Annotated in this window: 16 protein-coding genes; 6 read left to right on the forward strand and 10 right to left on the reverse strand. The window is 62.2% G+C overall.

The window, feature by feature from the left end; translation table 11 throughout:
* Positions 1 to 21: 21 nt before the first annotated feature.
* The 7 genes from N2A98_RS26965 to N2A98_RS26995 all read right to left on the reverse strand — a co-directional run bounded on the left by N2A98_RS26965 (position 22) and on the right by N2A98_RS26995 (position 7,932).
* Positions 22 to 810 (reverse strand): DNA-binding domain-containing protein, encoded by a 789-nt coding sequence (locus tag N2A98_RS26965; protein WP_078804081.1) that lies wholly within the window; start codon positions 808 to 810, stop codon positions 22 to 24.
* On the reverse strand, positions 801 to 1,646 hold the full coding sequence (locus tag N2A98_RS26970; protein ID WP_034134115.1) for a DUF692 domain-containing protein: 846 nt from the start codon (positions 1,644 to 1,646) through the stop codon (positions 801 to 803). Before N2A98_RS26970 ends, N2A98_RS26965 begins: the two co-directional genes overlap by 10 nt.
* Before the next feature lie 67 nt (positions 1,647 to 1,713).
* Positions 1,714 to 1,965 carry a membrane protein gene (locus N2A98_RS26975; protein WP_003195792.1) on the reverse strand — a complete coding sequence of 84 codons (252 nt, stop codon included), beginning with the start codon at positions 1,963 to 1,965 and terminating at the stop codon, positions 1,714 to 1,716.
* A gap of 116 nt (positions 1,966 to 2,081) precedes the next feature.
* Entirely contained in the window at positions 2,082 to 3,968 is a 1,887-nt protein-coding gene (locus N2A98_RS26980) for a cation-translocating P-type ATPase (RefSeq protein WP_275622842.1), read from the reverse strand.
* A complete protein-coding gene (locus tag N2A98_RS26985; RefSeq protein WP_047712772.1) occupies positions 3,965 to 4,999 on the reverse strand; it encodes a protease modulator HflK in 1,035 nt (344 codons plus the stop codon). The genes N2A98_RS26980 and N2A98_RS26985 overlap by 4 nt, the downstream gene beginning before the upstream one ends.
* Entirely contained in the window at positions 4,996 to 5,997 is a 1,002-nt protein-coding gene (locus N2A98_RS26990; RefSeq protein ID WP_161794309.1) for a protease modulator HflC, read from the reverse strand. The genes N2A98_RS26985 and N2A98_RS26990 overlap by 4 nt, the downstream gene beginning before the upstream one ends.
* A gap of 9 nt (positions 5,998 to 6,006) precedes the next feature.
* Positions 6,007 to 7,932: a protease modulator HflK gene (locus N2A98_RS26995; RefSeq protein WP_275622843.1), complete on the reverse strand. Its 1,926-nt coding sequence runs from the start codon at positions 7,930 to 7,932 to the stop codon at positions 6,007 to 6,009.
* Between the two features lie 318 nt (positions 7,933 to 8,250).
* Between N2A98_RS26995 and N2A98_RS27000 the strand changes: the two genes are divergently transcribed.
* The 6 genes from N2A98_RS27000 to N2A98_RS27025 are packed head-to-tail and all read left to right on the forward strand — an operon-like array spanning position 8,251 to position 13,928.
* On the forward strand, positions 8,251 to 8,871 hold the full coding sequence (locus N2A98_RS27000; protein WP_275622844.1) for a CDP-alcohol phosphatidyltransferase family protein: 621 nt from the start codon (positions 8,251 to 8,253) through the stop codon (positions 8,869 to 8,871).
* Positions 8,872 to 8,881: 10 nt separating this feature from the next.
* Positions 8,882 to 10,630: a bifunctional alpha/beta hydrolase/class I SAM-dependent methyltransferase gene (locus N2A98_RS27005; RefSeq protein WP_275622845.1), complete on the forward strand. Its 1,749-nt coding sequence runs from the start codon at positions 8,882 to 8,884 to the stop codon at positions 10,628 to 10,630.
* Between the two features lie 2 nt (positions 10,631 to 10,632).
* Positions 10,633 to 11,931, forward strand: a complete 1,299-nt coding sequence (locus N2A98_RS27010; RefSeq protein ID WP_044270108.1) for a phosphatase PAP2/dual specificity phosphatase family protein — start codon at positions 10,633 to 10,635, stop codon at positions 11,929 to 11,931.
* Complete coding sequence (locus N2A98_RS27015) at positions 11,921 to 12,364, forward strand: hypothetical protein (RefSeq protein WP_044270111.1); 444 nt, start codon at positions 11,921 to 11,923, stop codon at positions 12,362 to 12,364. The genes N2A98_RS27010 and N2A98_RS27015 overlap by 11 nt, the downstream gene beginning before the upstream one ends.
* A gap of 9 nt (positions 12,365 to 12,373) precedes the next feature.
* The gene (locus tag N2A98_RS27020) at positions 12,374 to 12,994 is read left to right on the forward strand and encodes a lysophospholipid acyltransferase family protein (protein ID WP_003195812.1); all 621 of its coding nucleotides are present in this window, start codon (positions 12,374 to 12,376) and stop codon (positions 12,992 to 12,994) included.
* 1 nt (position 12,995) lies between these two features.
* Entirely contained in the window at positions 12,996 to 13,928 is a 933-nt protein-coding gene (locus N2A98_RS27025; protein WP_014720583.1) for a phosphatidate cytidylyltransferase, read from the forward strand.
* A 159-nt stretch (positions 13,929 to 14,087) separates the two neighbouring features.
* Here the strand turns inward: N2A98_RS27025 and N2A98_RS27030 are convergent, their stop codons facing one another.
* The 3 genes from N2A98_RS27030 to N2A98_RS27040 all read right to left on the reverse strand — a co-directional run bounded on the left by N2A98_RS27030 (position 14,088) and on the right by N2A98_RS27040 (position 17,156).
* Positions 14,088 to 14,462 (reverse strand): hypothetical protein, encoded by a 375-nt coding sequence (locus N2A98_RS27030; RefSeq protein ID WP_275622846.1) that lies wholly within the window; start codon positions 14,460 to 14,462, stop codon positions 14,088 to 14,090.
* An 83-nt stretch (positions 14,463 to 14,545) separates the two neighbouring features.
* Positions 14,546 to 16,378: a glutamine--fructose-6-phosphate transaminase (isomerizing) gene (gene glmS, locus N2A98_RS27035; RefSeq protein ID WP_032894388.1), complete on the reverse strand. Its 1,833-nt coding sequence runs from the start codon at positions 16,376 to 16,378 to the stop codon at positions 14,546 to 14,548.
* A 10-nt stretch (positions 16,379 to 16,388) separates the two neighbouring features.
* Positions 16,389 to 17,156, reverse strand: coding sequence for a DeoR family transcriptional regulator (locus N2A98_RS27040; RefSeq protein ID WP_032894387.1), 768 nt, complete (start codon positions 17,154 to 17,156; stop codon positions 16,389 to 16,391).
* Positions 17,157 to 17,332 lie beyond the last annotated feature (176 nt).

Raw genomic sequence — 17,332 nt, forward strand, 5'->3', positions numbered from 1 at the left:
ATCGAATCAATAGCCCCCCTTCTATGGCGCTCGGCGCTCGAGCAAACCTTCTTGGACCCACTGTTTCAGCCAAGTGGCCGCTTGCAGCGACGCCCCCTCTGAATAAGTGACCGCCAGCTCAGTACACAGTTCTGAAAAATTCCAACCCGTGGTCACCATGCCCGCCAGCGCACAGGCTTCAGCGGCTTCCAGGCTGCGGTAGTGGCAGCGGTTCTGGTGACGCCACACCAGGCAGATTTGTGCCGGGTCCAGCGCCTGGCTGCCTGGGAAGTCTGATTCATCCTTGCTGGCTCGCCAGATTGCCACTGTGTTGAAACGGCAAAGCAGCTGCTGTACCGAAGGCGCCAGCGCAACCTGCAAGGTGGGCCAATCTTCAGGCGCCAGGTGCGCCATGTCATTCAATGTCAGCGGCTCCCCTTCGGGTGCGTCAAACGCCAAGGTGAACGCCCACTCCAAGCGCGCCAACTCAGCCAAAGGCGCACTTTGCTCAGCCATCAAATGCTCAACGATAAACAACGCAAAGCGCTCGCCCAACCAGCGCACGCTGTAATGGGCCGACGGATAACGGCGGATGTAGGCCTCGGTCAGTGAGCAAAACGCCTCATCTCCCAGCCAATACCAGATGGCACCGAAGTCATGGCGCAGCACCTCCTGCAGGCGTGACAGGTAGGCGTTGTGGTAAATCGCCAGGCCGGTCTCCACATCCAACGTCGGCCCTCCCAGCAAGGTGGCGGCAAAGCCGCTGTTGGCCGCGGGGGCTTCGGATAATAGATGCTGCTCAAACGCCAACTGCCAGTCGATCAGGCGCATAACGCTCTCCGGGCCAAGGCGCTGGCACCCAATTCACGGGCTTTGTTCAACTCGGTGAGCAACTCTTCGAAGGGCGGAAAATGGTCATCGCGTTCCAGCAACGTCGACACCGGGCCCAAATGCTCCAGAGTTTGCTGATACAGCGCCCACACCGGGTCGCACACGGGATGGTCATGGGTATCGACCACATAGTCGCCATAGTCCATATGCCCCGCCAAATGCAGCTGGCGAATGCTTTCGGGTGGCAGGTTGCGAATGAAGGTCCAGGCATCAAAACCATGGTTACGTGCGCTGACGTAGACGTTGTTGACGTCCAGCAGCAACTGGCAGCCGCTCAGGTGGGCCAAGGCGTTGAGGAACTCCCACTCGGTGAACTCATCCGCCTTGGAACGCACATAGCTGGAGACATTTTCCAGCACCAGCGGACGCTGCAACACGTCCTGCACCTGACGTACGCGGCCGGCCACGTGGTAGAGGCTTTCTTCGGTGTAAGGCAGGGGCAGCAAATCGTGTAGCTGATGCGCACTACCGCGGCTCCAGCACAGGTGATCGGAAATCCACGCCGGCTGAATGCGCTCTGCGAGCTGTTTGATGTGGTTCAGGTAATCGGTATCGAGGGCATGCGGCCCGCCGATGGACAACGACACACCGTGCATCACCAAGGGGTAACGCTCGGCTATCGCATCCAGGTAGTACAAGGCCTTGCCGCCCTGTACCAAGTAATTTTCGGAGATCACTTCGAACCAATCCACGGCCGGCGACTGTTCAAGGATCTGGTGGTAGTACTCACTGCGTAAACCCAGGCCGTAACCCAGACTTGGAAGGGACGCGGACATGACTCACTCCAGGGCAAAGTGTCCGCAGCGGTGGCAGGCAGCCGCCGCGGTTGCACTCGTGTGCCGGTTACTCGCCGACTTTACCGCCAGCGGCGTCACAGGCCGACTTGGTCATGGCCTTGAAGCCCATCCCTTTGCACTCGCCCTGGCCCTTGCACGCGTGATCCTTGGTTTTGCAGTCGTTCATGCCTTTGCAGGAGGTCACGCCGTAGCAGTGCACGGTGGCGTCTGCGGCTTGGACTTGGGTAGCGACACCAGCAAACAGAGAAGCAGCGGCCATTGCGAGGGCGGCACCAGCAGCAGCGGATTTAATGCTCATTGTTGTATTCCTCATGATCAGTAGTGGAGCCGGTCTGAACGGATTGTTCAGTCTCGACACAGCACTAGAGTGAGGTCCCCTATCGGCGTTACAGCCGTAAGCAAATATTTTTGAAATTATTCATCGAGCTTCAACAGCGGCTCCTGGAAGCGCAGCAAACGCCCGGCATTACCCAATACCAGCAAGGTACTGAGGTTGTGCAGCACCGCCGCGATCATCGCGCCCGCCGCCCCCAACCAGCCAAATGCGGCGAACACCACAATGGCCAGCGTCCAGCCCAAGCCAATGATCACGTTGACCTGCAACGTCTGCCGACACTGGCGACTCAAGCGCACGCAGGTGCCCAGGCGGCGCAAGTCGCTGCCGATCAACACCACGTCCGCCGAGGCCAGGGCGATGTCTGCACCGCCCGCGCCCATGGCCACGCCAACCACGCCGGCCTTGAGCGCCAGGGAGTCGTTGATGCCATCGCCCACCACCATTGGCCTGAAGCCACTGCTGATTTCGCCCAGCACGCGATTGAGCTTGTCTTCCGGCAGCGCTTGGGCTTCGACATCACTGATGCCCACGTCCAGCGCCAGGCTGTCGGCCACGCTTTGGCGGTCGCCGGTCAGCAGCAGTTGGCGGCCCAGGCCCAAGTCACGCAGCTCTTGCAGGGCCTGGCGCGCTTCGGGTTTGACGCTGTCGGCCAACAGCAGCCAGGCGAGGAACTCGCCGTTCAACGCCAACCCGGCAATCGGGCCATCGTGGATGGGCACGGCGGTGGTGACGATGCCCAACTGTTCAAATAACTCCGGCCGTCCCAGCGCTGCTTCGCCCTGCTCGGTCTGGGCGACCACGCCCAGGCCCTGACGCTCGCGGATGTCGCTAAGCATCAGCATCTGCTCCTGGCTCGCCAACCCCGCCAACGCTCGGCTGACCGGGTGACTGCTCGCCGAACCGAGGCTGGCCGCCAGGTTCAGCAGCTTTTGGCGATCCGGCGCGCGGGTCTCGATGGACTGCAAGCGCAGGGTGCCAAAGGTCAGGGTGCCGGTCTTGTCGACCACCAGTGATGTCAGGTCGGCCAGCTCTTCCAGGAACGCCGAGCTGCGAATCAGAATGCCATGGCGCGCCGCCACGGCGATCCCGGCAATCGCCGTGGCCGGTGCCGACAGCACCAAGGCACAGGGGCACGCCGCTACCAGCACCGCGAGCATCGCCTGGGCGTCATTGGTGACAAACCAGGTGACGGCCGCCAGCAGCAACACCAGCACCATGTAGCTGCCGGCATAGCGCTCCAGCAGCCGGGTGATCGGCGGCTTGGACCGCTCGGCGTTCTGCATCAGCGCAATGACTTTGCCCAACGTCGATTCGTTACCGGTGCGCGTGACCTCAAGGCGCAGCAGGCCATCGAGGTTGATCGCCCCACCAAACACCTGCACGCCCACGCTCGCTTCCAACGGCACCGACTCGCCGGTGATCGGCGCCGTGTCCAGGCTCGCCTGGCCGGACAACACCACGCCATCGGCCGGCACGCGGTCACCGGCCCGCACTTCGACGATATCGCCGGTGTTCAAGGTGCCGTTATCCACTTCGGTGATGCTGCCGTCTGCCTGCACCAGGCGGGCGTGGCTGCGGGTGAGTTTGCCCAAGGCATGGATCGCTTCCTGGGAGCCAATCACGCTGCGTTCTTCCAGCACATGGCCGAAGATCATGATGATCGGTAGCAACGCGGCGGTGAGCAGATCGCCCGTGGCCCAAGCGCCGAGCATGGCCAGGGCGATCAATTGGTCGGTGATGCCGTGCAGGCTCGGAAAGCGCAGGCTGTACCAGGCTGAACGCATCACCGGCACCGCCACCAACAGCGAAGCCACGCCCAGCAGCAGCTGGCTGACGCCGCTCTGGTCGGGCGCGAGCCAGCGCCACACCAGGCCCAGCACGAGCAAGCCCAGGGCGAGCATCGCCAAGGTCAATTGCCGGGCAGCGCTGCGCTGTTCGGCAGAGGTCAGCATGGGTGCGCTCATTGTTCGGCTCCCTGGATGATCAAGCGGGAGTCGTCTTTGGGATCGACGGTGGTTACCGAACCGGCCTGGCCGAGAATCTTCGGCAGGCGTTCGCGGTACAGGCGCAACAGCAAACCGGGGTCTTTGACCTGGGCCAGGCTGGCAACGGTAGCGGTTTGCGCCTGGGCATTGGCCAAGCGCTCGCTGGCCTGGGCGTGGGCGACTTGCACTTGGCGGTCAGCCTCCTGGTTGGCGGTCTGGTTGAGCTTTTCCGCTTCAGTACGGGCGTTGGCCACGGCTTTATCAGCCTGCTGGCTGGCGGTCAGTACGGCGTTGAACGCATTCACCGCAGGCCCAGGCAGGCTCGATTGCACATCGACGCGGGTGGCTTCGATACCCAGCCCCAAGCCGCTGGCCGCCAACTCCGCCAGGCGTTTATTAATGCCTTGCACCAGGTCGCCGCGCAGCCGCTCACGCCGTTCGGCGGCGCCATTGTCGCTACCGATCAGTTCCGGGCGCGCTACCAGGATGGTGTCCAGATCCCGCGCAGCGGTAAGAGCCACTGCGCTGCGTGTCACCAGCCGATCCAGGGCCGGCAGCACGTGGTCGCCCTGCAACACAAAGGCGTAGGGCTCGGTCACCTTGTAGAACACCCGCACGTCCAGTTGCACCACCCCGGCATCACCGGTCAGCAGGTAGCCGGAACCGGCCAGGGCATCGCTTAACGGCGTGGCGAAACTGGCCACGCGATCCGCCTGCAACGCCGCGTCGGAACGCAGCAGGTTTTCCACCCGGCGTTCGATCACCCGGTCGGCCGCTGGCAGCAGGATGACTTGCTCAAAAGGTTGCGGCCAGGCCAGCAACAACCCGGCGTTCTGAATGCGATCGAGGGCGCCAAAGTGCAAGACCACGGCGCGATTCTGCGGGTCGATCTGGCGCACATTGGAAAAGGCCCAGGCCAACGCCGCTAATACGGTGACCGCGTAGAGTGCCAGGAACGTCAGGCGCCCGGCCTGGATCCACGGGCTGTCCGGGCTTTCAGGCTCGCTCATGGCTGCAGGTCCTTGGGCCCGTCCACCAAGGCGCGAAAAGGCGCGGCGTCGGTGCGCAGGATGATCTTGGTCCCCGGCGTGACCACCGTGCCCAAGGTATCCAGCGAGCGCAGCAGGTTATATAGCTGCGGATTGCCCGCGTAGGCGCGACCATAAATCTGCGCAGCTTCAACCCGCGACTGCGCTTCGATATCAGCGGCTTTCACAGTGGCATCGGCCTGCATGATGCGCGCATCACGTTCGGCAGCGGAGCGGATCTGCGCGGCTTCGCGCTTGCCCACGGCGGTGCGTTCGGTGGCGATGGTTTCACGCTCGGCGCGCATGCGATCAACCGTGGCGGTGAGGGTCACCGACGGCAGCGTCAAGCGCTCGATGCCGACCTGCGCCACACGCACGCCATACGTGGTGAGCAATTGTTGATCAATCTGCTGGCGCAACTGCGCTTCAAAATCGGCGATGCGCACTTGGTTGGCGTCGGTATTGATCAGGCTGGAAAGGTCAAAGCTGGCTGCGGTGGTTTCCAACGCCGAGCCGACGAAGGTACGAATCTGCCGCGCTGCTTCATCCGGCTGGTTCTGCACCGCACGCATAAAGCGCTGCACGTTGTCGGCATCGCCCTGCACCTGCCACGCCACGTAAGCCTGCACGATAATCCGCAGGCCATCGCGGGTGCCCACATCCTGTAAGCCGCTGGACGTGGTGCGCAGGCGCAGGTCCACCGGGATCGCTGCTTCGAACGGTGCCGGCCAGCGCCAACCCAGGCCAGGCTCCAGCAGCACGCGCGCGGGGTTGCCGAAGCGGGTAATCACCGTGGCCTCGCCGGAGCGCACTTGCACCAGGCTCGCCGCTGCCACGGCAAACAGCACCAGCAACACCGCCCACGCCATGCGGCGCCAGGGAAAAGGCCCGGCCGCCTGTTCATCGCCGTGATGGTGATGGTGGTGGCCGTGATGGTGGTGATGACCGTGATCATGATCGTGGGAATGAGCGCTCAACAGACGAACTCCTTATTGAACGGCTTTGCGCGGCGCCGACGGGTCGGCGGGCAAGGTAAAAGAACGCAGATCGATCGTCGGCGCGCTGTCGCCGCCCAAACGATGATCCAGAATAAGCAGCTTGGCCTGGGCCAGGCCCTGGCTCAGTTGGCCCAGGTACTGTTCCAGCACGAAGGCTTGGCCCGCAGCGGCGTAGGCCTTTTGTTCGGCGGCAAAGCGCAGGTTCGCTGCTTGGGCGCCAGCATTCACTTCGCGGGCAGTGGCCTGGGCCTGATCGCGGGCAGTGCTGGCTTGCAGCAGCGCCTGGTTGGTCTGCTCGCTGGCGGCACCGCGTTCACGGGCGATCAGCGCCTGGGCGCCGATCTGCGCGGCTTGCACACCGTGGTAAGCGTTAGCGGCACCGGCCGGCGGATGGATCGCCTCGACCACCGTGGCAAGGATTTCCACACCGCTGTCGAGGGTTTGCAGGTCGGCTTGCACACTGCGGCCAATCTCGTCGGCGAGGCTGGTGCGCTCTTCCCCGAGCAACTCATCCAGGGTGCGCGAGGCAAAATCGTGCACCAGGATGCGGCTGGCGGTGCTGCGGATCAGGGTCGGGATATCCGCGCTGTTGTAGGTGGCAGCAAGCGCAGCCTGATCGGTGAGGCCGATGCGGTAGACAAAGCGCACGTCCATATTGACGATCTGGAAGCCCTGCTTGTCGCCGCTACTGCTGGCAATCACCTGGGATTTGTCATTCACATGGCTGGCGTCCCACAGGCGGTTGGCGATCAACGGCGCCGGGCCTTCCGCGCCAGCCAACTGCGGTGTGGCGGCGTCACTGACGCTGGTCGCCAGCTCATGCACCACGCCGTTTTCCACGTTGAGTACGCGGCCCAACGGCCACGGCAAACCCGCATGCAGCCCGGGGCCGAACACCTCGACCGGTTTACCAAAGCGCTCATAAATCCCACGGCCTTGCAGGGGCACTTCATGCACACCGGTCAGCGCCCAACCTACCGCCAGCACCACCAGCAGCACCGGGAAAAACGCCCGGCGCATGTAGGTAAAGGCCCAGATCTGACGCAGGTCGATGCCAAAGCGGTTGTGCAGTTCATGCTGCAACGCCAGCAAGGGTTGCGGCGGCCAACGCAGCAGGCCGGCGATGAAACTCTGCGCCATCAAGCGCGGTTCGAGGCGCGGCTGGCGCGGGCTGAACAGCGAGAGCACGCCCCTGAGCAGGAACTCCAACGCCACCAACGCTGGCAACAGCCCGATGAGAGTGGCCAGGCGCAACGGCCAGACCGACTCTGCACTGGCAAACAGCAGGCAGATCGCGCTGATCACCAGGCAGATAATTGCCATCCGGCTCAACTGCGCCAGCTGTGAGGCTTCCGGCCATTGGGCGGCAGTTTCCTGGGCCAAACGGCGTTCGAATACCAACAGGCCAAACGCCAGGGCCAATGCGAGCGCTGCGCCAATACTTGCCGACTGCCCGATGGCGGCAGCGGGCAAGCCCAAGTTCCAGAACTGCAGGATGCTGACCAGCGCCAACAGCGACCAGCCGCCCAACCACAGCACCGGCGCGCCAATCTGCGCCAACAGGCCGTTGCCGAACCGGTTGATCAGGCCTTTATGCCAGGGTGTGGGCTCGATGGATTGTTCGACCGCTTCACCGCTCGGCGCTTCCAGCGCCTGGGCACGCCAATCGGCCACCCACCAGGCCGACTGCAACCCGGCCACCAGCAGCAGCAAGGCCGACGCGCAGTTGATCAATACCACCGGCCAGATCGACAGGTGTGCAAACAACGCTACAAACAGCGCCAATATCCAACCGCTGAGGGCCAGGGTCGTCAGGCCGATACCGGCCTGGCGCAATCGACGGGCGTGGAACAGCCCCTGCTGAAAACGCGCGAGGCCTTCAACCGAAGCCCCGTCAGCCTCTAGATCCACTTGCATCTGCTCAACGCCCACTTGTACACAATTCGTTACGATATAACACGAAGCGTGAAATTTTTGTTCGAAACCCCCAATTCAAATGCCACCGTAAATCCCCTGTGGGAGCGGGCTTGCTCGCGAATGCGGTGTGCCAGACAGAATATCTTTTACTGACAAACCGCATTCGCGAGCAAGACCGCTCCCACATTCGACCTGCGCCGTGCTTAATACAGTGACTAAACCCCTATAAACGCGAGCCATCACTGGTGTCGGCTGCGATTAGTCGGCACACTTCAAAACAGTTTTTCGCGGGTTCACGGACAAGGAAGCGCCACCCCCATGATTTCCATCTACCAACTCAAACCGCGTTTTCAAAACCTGCTGCGCCCTCTCGTGCAGCGCCTCTATGACAACGGCACCACCGCCAACCAGATCACCGTGCTGGCCGGGGTTGTTTCCCTGCTGGTGGGGCTGTTGATCGCGGACTTTGCCCAACACCTCTGGCTGTTTGCACTGATCCCGCTGTGGATGATTGTGCGCATGGCCCTCAATGCCATTGACGGCATGCTCGCCCGGGAATTCGGCCAACAGTCGCGCCTCGGTGCTTACCTGAACGAACTGTGCGATGTGATCGCCGACAGCGCGCTGATCCTGCCCTTTGCATTGATCCCCGATGTGAGCCTGGCACCGGTGCTGCTGGTGACGCTGCTGGCGGTATTCAGCGAATACGCCGGCGTGCTGGGGCCGATGGTGGGCGCGTCGCGCCGTTATGACGGGCCCATGGGCAAGAGTGATCGGGCGTTCGTGCTCGGGGTGCTGGCCACGGGCGTGGCGCTGGGCTGGCTCGGCGCCGGTTGGGTGGAGGTGGTGATGTGGCTGGTGGCCGCCCTGCTCGCCTACACCTTGGTCAACCGGGTGCGTCAGGGCCTCAAAGAACAACAATCTCTCCCTTCTGCATAAGGATTTTGCGATGCGCGAACAACAACAGCACACCTTCAGTACCCATGATGGCGTCGAGCTTTTCTACCGGCACTGGCCGGCCACGGCAGGTGCCGGGCCGCGCAAGGCGATCCTGTTGTTCCATCGCGGCCATGAGCACTCAGGGCGCATTGCCCACCTGGTGGATGAGCTGGGCCTGCCTGAATTCGACTTCTTCGCCTGGGACGCCCGTGGCCACGGCCAATCCCCCGGCGAGCGCGGCGACAGCCCCAGCTTTGCCACCAGCGCCCGCGACGTGCAGACGTTCTGTGACCACATCAATGCCACCTACGGCATCGAAGAGGAAGACCTCGCCGTCATCGCCCAAAGCGTCGGCGCGGTGATCGCGGCCACCTGGGTTCATGACTACGCACCGAAAATCCGCGCCCTGGTGCTCGCCTCGCCAGCCTTCAAGGTCAAGCTGTACGTGCCCTTCGCCCGCCCCGGCCTGGCACTGATGCGCAAGTTTCGCGGCAACTTTTTCGTCAACAGCTACGTCAAGGCCAAGTTTCTCAGCCATGACCCGGAACGCGTGGCGTCCTACGACAACGATCCACTAATCACCAAGGCCATTTCGGTGAATGTGCTGCTGGGTCTGTACGAAGCAGCCGACCGGGTTGTCGCCGACGCCCAGGCGATCCAGGTGCCGACCCAACTGCTTATTTCGGGCTCCGACTTTGTGGTGCACCGTAAACCCCAGCAGCAGTTTTTCGACCGCCTCGGCAGCCTGAAAAAAGAGCTGCATATCCTCCCCGGTTTTTTCCACGACACCCTCGGCGAACGTGACCGTGCCGTGGCTGTGAGCAGCGCCAAGCGCTTTATCCTGCAGAACTTCGCCCACCCGCTGGACCGCGCTTCTTTACTGGATGCAGACAAACTTGGCGCGACGTGCGCCGAATCCGAATCCCTCGCCGCACCGCTGCCGCGCAATTCCCTGCGCGACCTGTACTGGCGCATGACCCGCGCCAGCATGGGCCTGGGTAAAAACCTGTCGGACGGGGTGAAGCTGGGCTTCGATACCGGCTTCGACTCCGGCAGCACGCTGGACTACGTGTATCGCAATAAGCCTACCGGCAAGGGCGGGCTGGGGCGGATGATCGACACCAATTACCTCAACTCCATCGGCTGGCGCGGTATTCGCCAGCGCAAGCTGAACGTCGAGGAGCTGCTGCGCCTGGCGATGGCCAAGCTGCGTGACGACCAACGCGAAGTACGCATTGTCGACATCGCCGCCGGCCACGGCCGCTACATCCTGGAAGCCTTGCAAGGCGTATCGCCGCTGCCGGAATCGATCCTGCTGCGCGACTACAGCGACATCAACGTGCGCGACGGTGGCGCGCTGATTCGCGAGAAGGGCCTGGGGGACATCGCCCAGTTCGTCAAAGGCGATGCGTTCGACCGCGCTGACCTGGCTGCCCTGGACCCCAAGCCGACACTGGCCGTGGTGTCCGGCCTGTACGAATTGTTTGCCGATAACGCCATGGTCGGCGGCTCGCTGGCGGGCCTGGCCGAAGCCGTGGAGCCAGGTGGTTACTTGGTCTACACCGGCCAACCGTGGCACCCACAATTGGAGCTGATTGCCCGCGCGCTCACCAGCCACCGCCAGGGCCAGGCCTGGGTGATGCGCCGACGCAGCCAGGCAGAAATGGACCAACTCGTCGAAGCGGCGGGCTTTCGCAAGATCACCCAGCGCGTGGATGAGTGGGGCATTTTCACCGTGTCCCTGGCACAGAAGATCTGAACATGCGCGAACCCGGTTTATTGAAACCTGCGGTGCTTTGGCTGCTGCTGTTGGCACCGCTGTTTTTCAGCACCTATGGCTTTGCCACCTGGGTCACCAGCCAGCGCAGTGACGTCGGCACGCTGGTGTTCGGCTGGGAAAGCCACATGCCGTTCTGGGCCTGGACCATCGTGCCCTATTGGTCCATCGACCTGCTTTACGGCTTCTCCCTGCTGCTGCCCAATACACGCCATGAGCTCAAACAGCATGCGCTGCGCCTGCTGAGTGCGCAGGTGATTGCCGTGAGTTGCTTTCTGATCTGGCCACTGCGCTTCACATTTGAGCGGCCGGAACTGGACGGCGTGTTCGGTTGGTTGTTTGCGGTGCTGGCCGGTTTTGACAAGCCCTTCAACCAGGCACCTTCGCTGCATATCGCTCTGCTGGTGATCCTGTGGGTGATGTACCAGCGGCACACTCAAGGATTCTGGCGTTGGGTGGTGCATGGCTGGTTCACGCTGATCGGCGTTTCGGTGCTGACCACTTATCAACATCACTTTATCGACTTACCCACAGGCGCCCTGGCGGGATGGCTGTGTGTGTGGTTATGGCCTGTAGCGCATCCCAGCCCATTACTGAGCGCGCGATTGACGCGCGATTCCCAGCGCTGGCGGCTGGGGATGCGCTATGGGTTAGGTGCCTTGGTCCTGACGGCGCTGGCCTGGGTGCTCGGTGGCGGGTGGCTATGGCTGCTATGGCCAGCGGTTTCCTTGGGGTTGATTACGGCCAATTACCTTGCACTCGGTGCGCCGGGCTTTCAAAAACGCGACGATGGCCGCCTGACGCCTGCCGCCCGCTGGTTGTATGCGCCTTATCTGGCGGGCGCGTGGATCAATTCGCGGCTGTGGACACGCAAACATCCACAGCCGGACCTGATTGTGGATAACGTCTGGCTTGGGCGCATTCCTACAACCGGTGAACAGCGTTCATTCGCGAGCATCGTCGACTTATGCGCCGAACTGCCGATGAATCCACAAGGCCGTGCATATGCCTGCGTGCCCGTGCTGGACCTGATCGCCCCAACCCCCAATGAATGCCTGAAAGCCGCCCACGCCATTGAACGCCTGCGAGCGAGCGGCCCGCTATTGGTGTGTTGTGCCCTCGGTTACTCACGCAGCGCCACCGCCGTCGCCGCCTGGCTGCTGAATACGGGGCGCGCCGCCACGGTTGAGCAAGCGCTGACTATTATTCGTACAGCGCGGGCCGATGTGGTCCTGCACCCCGCACACCGTCAAGCGTTGGAGGGTTTGCCAAATGCCTGCTGATATGGAACTTCAGGTCGTCGCCAGCCTGTTGCGCCGTGGCCGATCATTGGATCAGTTATCCACAGGGCTGACGCTGCTCGGTGTGCTGTTCGGCCTCGCCCAGTTGTTGCTGGCCAGTATTTCCACCATTTGCTTGCTGTTGGCCCTGTGGATGATTGTGCTGGGCCTGTTGCAAAAATATTGGGCGCTGCGGGTGGCCTTTGACGCCGACCTGTTCGCCCTGCTCGCTCGCGACACCACCCGCACGCCAGACCTCGACCAGGCCCTGCAGACCCTTGGCCTGCAACCGCCCAAACGAGCCGGTCGCCCCTGGACTGAACGCCGTCGTGGCGCCCTCAAACTGTTGCGTAAACAAGCCTGGCTGCTGGGCGCGCAAGCGCTGCTGACCCTGGGCGTCATCCTCGCCAGCCCTTGGCTACCTTTCGCCGGATAAGGAATTCCCATGTTCGAACCCGTGGTCGCCACGCTGATTACTTCCATGGCCCGCACCGTCACCGGCGCCCGCAGCCTGTGGCTGGGGTGCGCGCCGGTACCGGTGCAGCGTATCTACTTTGCCAACCACAGCAGCCACGGCGACTTCGTGCTGGTATGGGCATCGCTGCCGCAGAACTTGCGCAAGTTCACACGCCCGGTGGCCGGCAGTGATTACTGGAACAAGAGTGCGCTGCGCCGCTACATCATCAATCGAGTGTTTAATGGCGTGCTGATCGACCGTGAGCGCAAGGACCCTGTGGATAACCCTCTGCAGCCCATGCTTGCGGCGTTGGAGGGCGGCGACTCGCTGATCATTTTCCCCGAAGGCACGCGCAATCTGGAGGATGGCTTGCTGCCGTTCAAAAGCGGCTTGTATCACTTGGCAAAGAGTTACCCACAAGCCGAGCTGGTCCCCGTGTGGATAGCCAACCTGAACCGGGTCATGCCCAAGGGTCGCGTGTTGCCACTGCCCTTGTTATGCACCACCAGCTTCGGTGCCCCCCTGCAACTGGAAGAAGGCGAAGACAAAGCCGCCTTCCTTGCCCGCAGCCGCGACGCCCTGCTCGCCCTTGCCCCGGAGCATTCTTGAGATGGATAGCCAAACCCTGATGTTATTTGGCGGCATCGGCGCGATCCTGGTCATCGCCTCGCTGATCGGCCTGATCCTCAAGCTGCGCACCCGTGGCAGCCCCAACGCAGTTATCGACAACCTCAACGCCCGCATCAACGCCTGGTGGGTAATGGTGGTGGTCATCGGCATCGCCTTCTGGCTCGGCACCGGCGCGGTGATCCTGCTGTTCTACGCGGTGTCGTTCTACGCCCTGCGCGAATTTCTCACCCTCACGCCCACCCGGCGCAGCGACTACCCGGCCCTGGTGGCCGCGTTTTACCTGGCCCTGCCGCTGCAATACCTGCTGATCTACGCCGACTGGTATGGGCTGTTCTCGATCTTCATCCCGGTGTACGTGTTCCTGCTGCTGCCGATCCTCGCCTCCCTGGGCGGCGACAGTACGCACTTTCTGGAACGGGCATCGAAGGTGCAATGGGGGTTGATGATCGCCGTGTTCTGCGTGTCTTTCGTCCCGGCGCTGCTGACCTTGGACATACCGGGTTACGAAGGCCGTAACCTGCTGCTGATCGCCTATCTGGTGATCGTGGTGCAACTGTCGGACGTGCTGCAGTACGTGTGCGGCAAGCTGTTCGGCAAACACAAAATCGCGCCTAACCTGTCACCGTCGAAAACCGTGGAAGGTTTTGTCGGCGGGATCCTGTTGTCGTCGCTGATCGGCGCAGCGCTGTGGTGGACCACACCGTTCAATCCCTGGCAGTCGTTCCTGATCGCGCTGCTGATCAACTTGCTGGGGTTTGCCGGCGGGATCGTGATGTCGGCGATCAAGCGTGACCGTGGCGTGAAGGATTGGGGGCATATGATCGAAGGGCACGGCGGGATGCTGGATCGGCTGGATTCGGTGTGCTTCGCGGCGCCGATCTTCTTTCATCTCGTGCGCTACTGGTGGACCTGAGCCACCCCTTTCACAAACCCCATGGAGATCCAAATGTGGGAGCTGGCTTGCCTGCGAAAGCGGTGGTGCAGTAACAGATGCAGCGACTGACACGCCGCCTTCGCGGGCAAGCCCGCTCCCACAGGGAATATGCGCTTACCTGTAGGTTTTGTGGTGCTTTCAATACCTCAAGCCAGTGATCTCGACATAGCTAGACTCTCCGCCTCCTGTCGCACCCGATAGCCAGCCCCAAACGAAACTCAGCGTTGTGAGCCCGGCGTGATCCACACCTACCGTGCCTCGTGACCACCCTGCAAGCAGCTCCCCATCCAGGGTGACGCACTGATAAAGCAGCTCGATAGCATCTGGGCCGGTCACCCGCCCGACCTGCGTTCCCAGGCAAATTCGGCCACCCTGGTAAGTGCTCGAAATCACCCCGTCTTCGACTTTGTAATGAAACACGGTGCCGGTACCGGACAACCCTTGGGCGTTATTCGCGACCACGAACCGACGATCGTGCAAACGTGCCTGGACAGTCGCAGAAGAGCTTTGCATCAGTACGCATCCTTGAATTAAGCGAATCCAAAACGAAAAAAGGGGCTGTTAAACACAGCCCCTTTTGGGTACATCGGTAAGGCTTACTCCACCGTCACCGACTTCGCCAGGTTACGCGGCTGGTCAACGTCTGTGCCCTTAAGCACAGCAACGTAGTACGACAGCAGCTGCAGCGGGATGGTGTAGAGGATCGGCGACAGGGTGTCGTGGATGTGCGGCATGTTGATGACGTGGGTGCCTTCACCGTTGGTCATGCCGGCCTTCTCGTCAGCGAAGACGATCAGTTGGCCGCCACGGGCGCGTACTTCCTGCAGGTTGGATTTAAGCTTCTCCAGCAGTTCGTTGTTCGGCGCCACGGTGACCACTGGCATGTCGTCGTCCACCAGGGCCAGCGGGCCGTGCTTCAGCTCACCGGCCGGGTAGGCTTCGGCGTGGATGTACGAGATTTCCTTGAGTTTCAGTGAGCCTTCCATCGCCACCGGGTATTGCGCACCACGGCCGAGGAACAGGGTGTGGTTCTTGTCGGCGAACAGTTCGGCGACTTTTTCCACAGTGCTGTCCATGGCCAAGGCTTCGCCCAGGCGGGTCGGCAGGCGGCGCAGTTCTTCCACCAGGGTGGCTTCGACACCTTCAGCGAGGGTGCCGCGCACTTGGCCCAGGGACAGGGTCAGCAGCAACAGGCCCACCAGTTGGGTAGTGAAGGCTTTGGTGGAAGCTACGCCGATTTCGCGACCGGCCTGGGTCAGCAGGGTCAGGTCGGATTCACGCACCAGGGAGCTGATGCTGACGTTGCAGATGGCCAGGCTGCCGAGGAAGCCCAGTTCCTTGGCATTGCGCAGGGCGGCCAGGGTGTCGGCGGTCTCACCAGACTGGGAAATGGTCACGAACAGGGTGTCGGGTTGCACCACCACTTTGCGGTAGCGGAACTCGCTGGCGACTTCGACCTGGCACGGGATGCCGGCCAGTTCTTCCAACCAGTAACGCGCCACCATACCGGCGTGGTAGCTGGTGCCACAGGCGACGATCTGCACGTTGCGCACTTTGGCGAACAGTTCGGCGGCTTGCGGGCCGAACGCGTTCACCAGTACTTGGTTCTGGCTCAGGCGACCTTCCAGGGTGCGCTGTACCACGGACGGCTGCTCGTGGATTTCCTTGAGCATGAAGTGGCGGAACTCGCCTTTGTCAGCGGCTTCGGCGCCATCGCGGTATTGCACGGCTTCGCGCTCGACGGACTGACCGTTCACGTCCCAGATCTGCACGCTTTCACGGCGGATGTCGGCAATGTCGCCTTCTTCCAGGTACATGAAGCGGTCGGTCACCTGGCGCAGGGCCAGTTGATCGGAGGCGAGGAAGTTCTCACCCAGGCCCAGGCCGATCACCAGCGGGCTGCCGCTGCGGGCTGCCACAACGCGGTCAGGCTGGCTGGCGCTGATCACGGCCAAACCGTAGGCACCGTGCAGCTCTTTGACCGTGGCCTTGAGGGCGGTGGTCAGGTCGCTGTGGTCCTTGAGCTTGTGGTTGAGCAGGTGGGCGATCACTTCGGTGTCGGTGTCCGAGGTGAACACATAGCCCAGGCCCTTGAGCTGTTCGCGCAGCACTTCGTGGTTTTCAATGATGCCGTTGTGCACCACCGCCAGGTCGCCGGAAAAGTGCGGGTGGGCGTTACGCTCGCACGGCGCACCGTGAGTAGCCCAACGGGTGTGGGCGATCCCTAAGCGCCCTACCAGCGGCTCACCGGCCAGGGCCTGATCCAACTCGCTGACCTTGCCCGGGCGGCGCATGCGCTCCAGCTTGCCGGCGTTGGTGAAGACGGCCACACCGGCGCTGTCATAGCCGCGGTATTCAAGGCGCTTGAGGCCTTCGATCAGGATGGCAGTAACGTTACGTTCGGCGACTGCGCCAACAATTCCACACATGGTGCTTCTCCTAGATGATTGCCGCGCATATCAGCGTAATGCCGCGGGCTTGGATCTGGTCGCGGGCCTCGAGCGGCAGGCGATCATCGGTAATAAGGGTATGGACGCTGCTCCAGGGCAGTTCCAGGTTGGGGATCTTGCGGCCGATCTTGTCGGATTCGACCATCACCACCACTTCACGGGCGACCTCGGCCATCACACGGCTCAAGCCCAGCAGCTCGTTGAAGGTGGTAGTGCCGCGCTGCAGATCAATGCCATCGGCACCGATGAACAGCTGATCAAAGTCGTAGGAACGCAGCACCTGCTCGGCGACCTGGCCCTGGAACGAATCCGAATGCGGGTCCCAGGTACCACCGGTCATCAACAGCACCGGTTCATGTTCCAGTTCGCTCAAGGCGCGGGCTACGTTCAGGGAGTTGGTCATCACCACCAGGCCCGGTTGATGGCCCAGTTCGGGAATCATCGCGGCGGTGGTGCTGCCGCTGTCGATGATGATGCGCGCATGTTCACGCAAACGCTGCACGGCCGCACGGGCGATGGCGCGCTTGTAGGCCGAGATCGGCTGAGCAGCGTCGCCCACCAACTCTTGAGGCATGGTGATTGCGCCGCCATAGCGACGCAGGAGTAGGCCGTTACTTTCGAGGGCGGCAAGGTCCTTGCGGATGGTCACTTCCGAAGTTTCGAAATGTTTGGCCAATTCGTCCACGCTGACTTCGCCCTGTTCGTTGAGCAAGGTCAGGATGTTGTGGCGTCGTTGGGGGGTGTTTCGTTTCGACATGGTAGTGATAAGTTTCGTTTCGAAAGATAACGAAGGCAATCAAAACCTATTGGCGAAAGATCGTCAAGCACTGGAAGCGAATTTTAAGTCACCACCTATCAAATGTGGGAGCGGGCTTGCTCGCGAAGGCGGTGTATCAGGCACACCTTCAGTGACTGACATTGCGCATTCGCGAG

This window comes from Pseudomonas sp. FJ2-5-13, assembly GCF_029201605.1.
Lineage (GTDB): Bacteria > Pseudomonadota > Gammaproteobacteria > Pseudomonadales > Pseudomonadaceae > Aquipseudomonas > Aquipseudomonas lactis.

Coding starts and splice junctions, on each gene's coding strand:
- N2A98_RS27020 (WP_003195812.1), top strand. CDS start 12,374: ATGTTCGAACCCGTGGTCGCCACGCTGATTACTTCCATGGCCCGCACC.
- N2A98_RS26985 (WP_047712772.1), bottom strand. CDS start 4,999: ATGAGCGAGCCTGAAAGCCCGGACAGCCCGTGGATCCAGGCCGGGCGC.
- N2A98_RS26975 (WP_003195792.1), bottom strand. CDS start 1,965: ATGAGCATTAAATCCGCTGCTGCTGGTGCCGCCCTCGCAATGGCCGCT.
- N2A98_RS26980 (WP_275622842.1), bottom strand. CDS start 3,968: ATGAGCGCACCCATGCTGACCTCTGCCGAACAGCGCAGCGCTGCCCGG.
- N2A98_RS27040 (WP_032894387.1), bottom strand. CDS start 17,156: ATGTCGAAACGAAACACCCCCCAACGACGCCACAACATCCTGACCTTG.
- N2A98_RS27030 (WP_275622846.1), bottom strand. CDS start 14,462: ATGCAAAGCTCTTCTGCGACTGTCCAGGCACGTTTGCACGATCGTCGG.
- glmS (WP_032894388.1), bottom strand. CDS start 16,378: ATGTGTGGAATTGTTGGCGCAGTCGCCGAACGTAACGTTACTGCCATC.
- N2A98_RS27015 (WP_044270111.1), top strand. CDS start 11,921: ATGCCTGCTGATATGGAACTTCAGGTCGTCGCCAGCCTGTTGCGCCGT.
- N2A98_RS27000 (WP_275622844.1), top strand. CDS start 8,251: ATGATTTCCATCTACCAACTCAAACCGCGTTTTCAAAACCTGCTGCGC.
- N2A98_RS26965 (WP_078804081.1), bottom strand. CDS start 810: ATGCGCCTGATCGACTGGCAGTTGGCGTTTGAGCAGCATCTATTATCC.
- N2A98_RS27010 (WP_044270108.1), top strand. CDS start 10,633: ATGCGCGAACCCGGTTTATTGAAACCTGCGGTGCTTTGGCTGCTGCTG.
- N2A98_RS27005 (WP_275622845.1), top strand. CDS start 8,882: ATGCGCGAACAACAACAGCACACCTTCAGTACCCATGATGGCGTCGAG.
- N2A98_RS26970 (WP_034134115.1), bottom strand. CDS start 1,646: ATGTCCGCGTCCCTTCCAAGTCTGGGTTACGGCCTGGGTTTACGCAGT.
- N2A98_RS26995 (WP_275622843.1), bottom strand. CDS start 7,932: ATGCAAGTGGATCTAGAGGCTGACGGGGCTTCGGTTGAAGGCCTCGCG.
- N2A98_RS27025 (WP_014720583.1), top strand. CDS start 12,996: ATGGATAGCCAAACCCTGATGTTATTTGGCGGCATCGGCGCGATCCTG.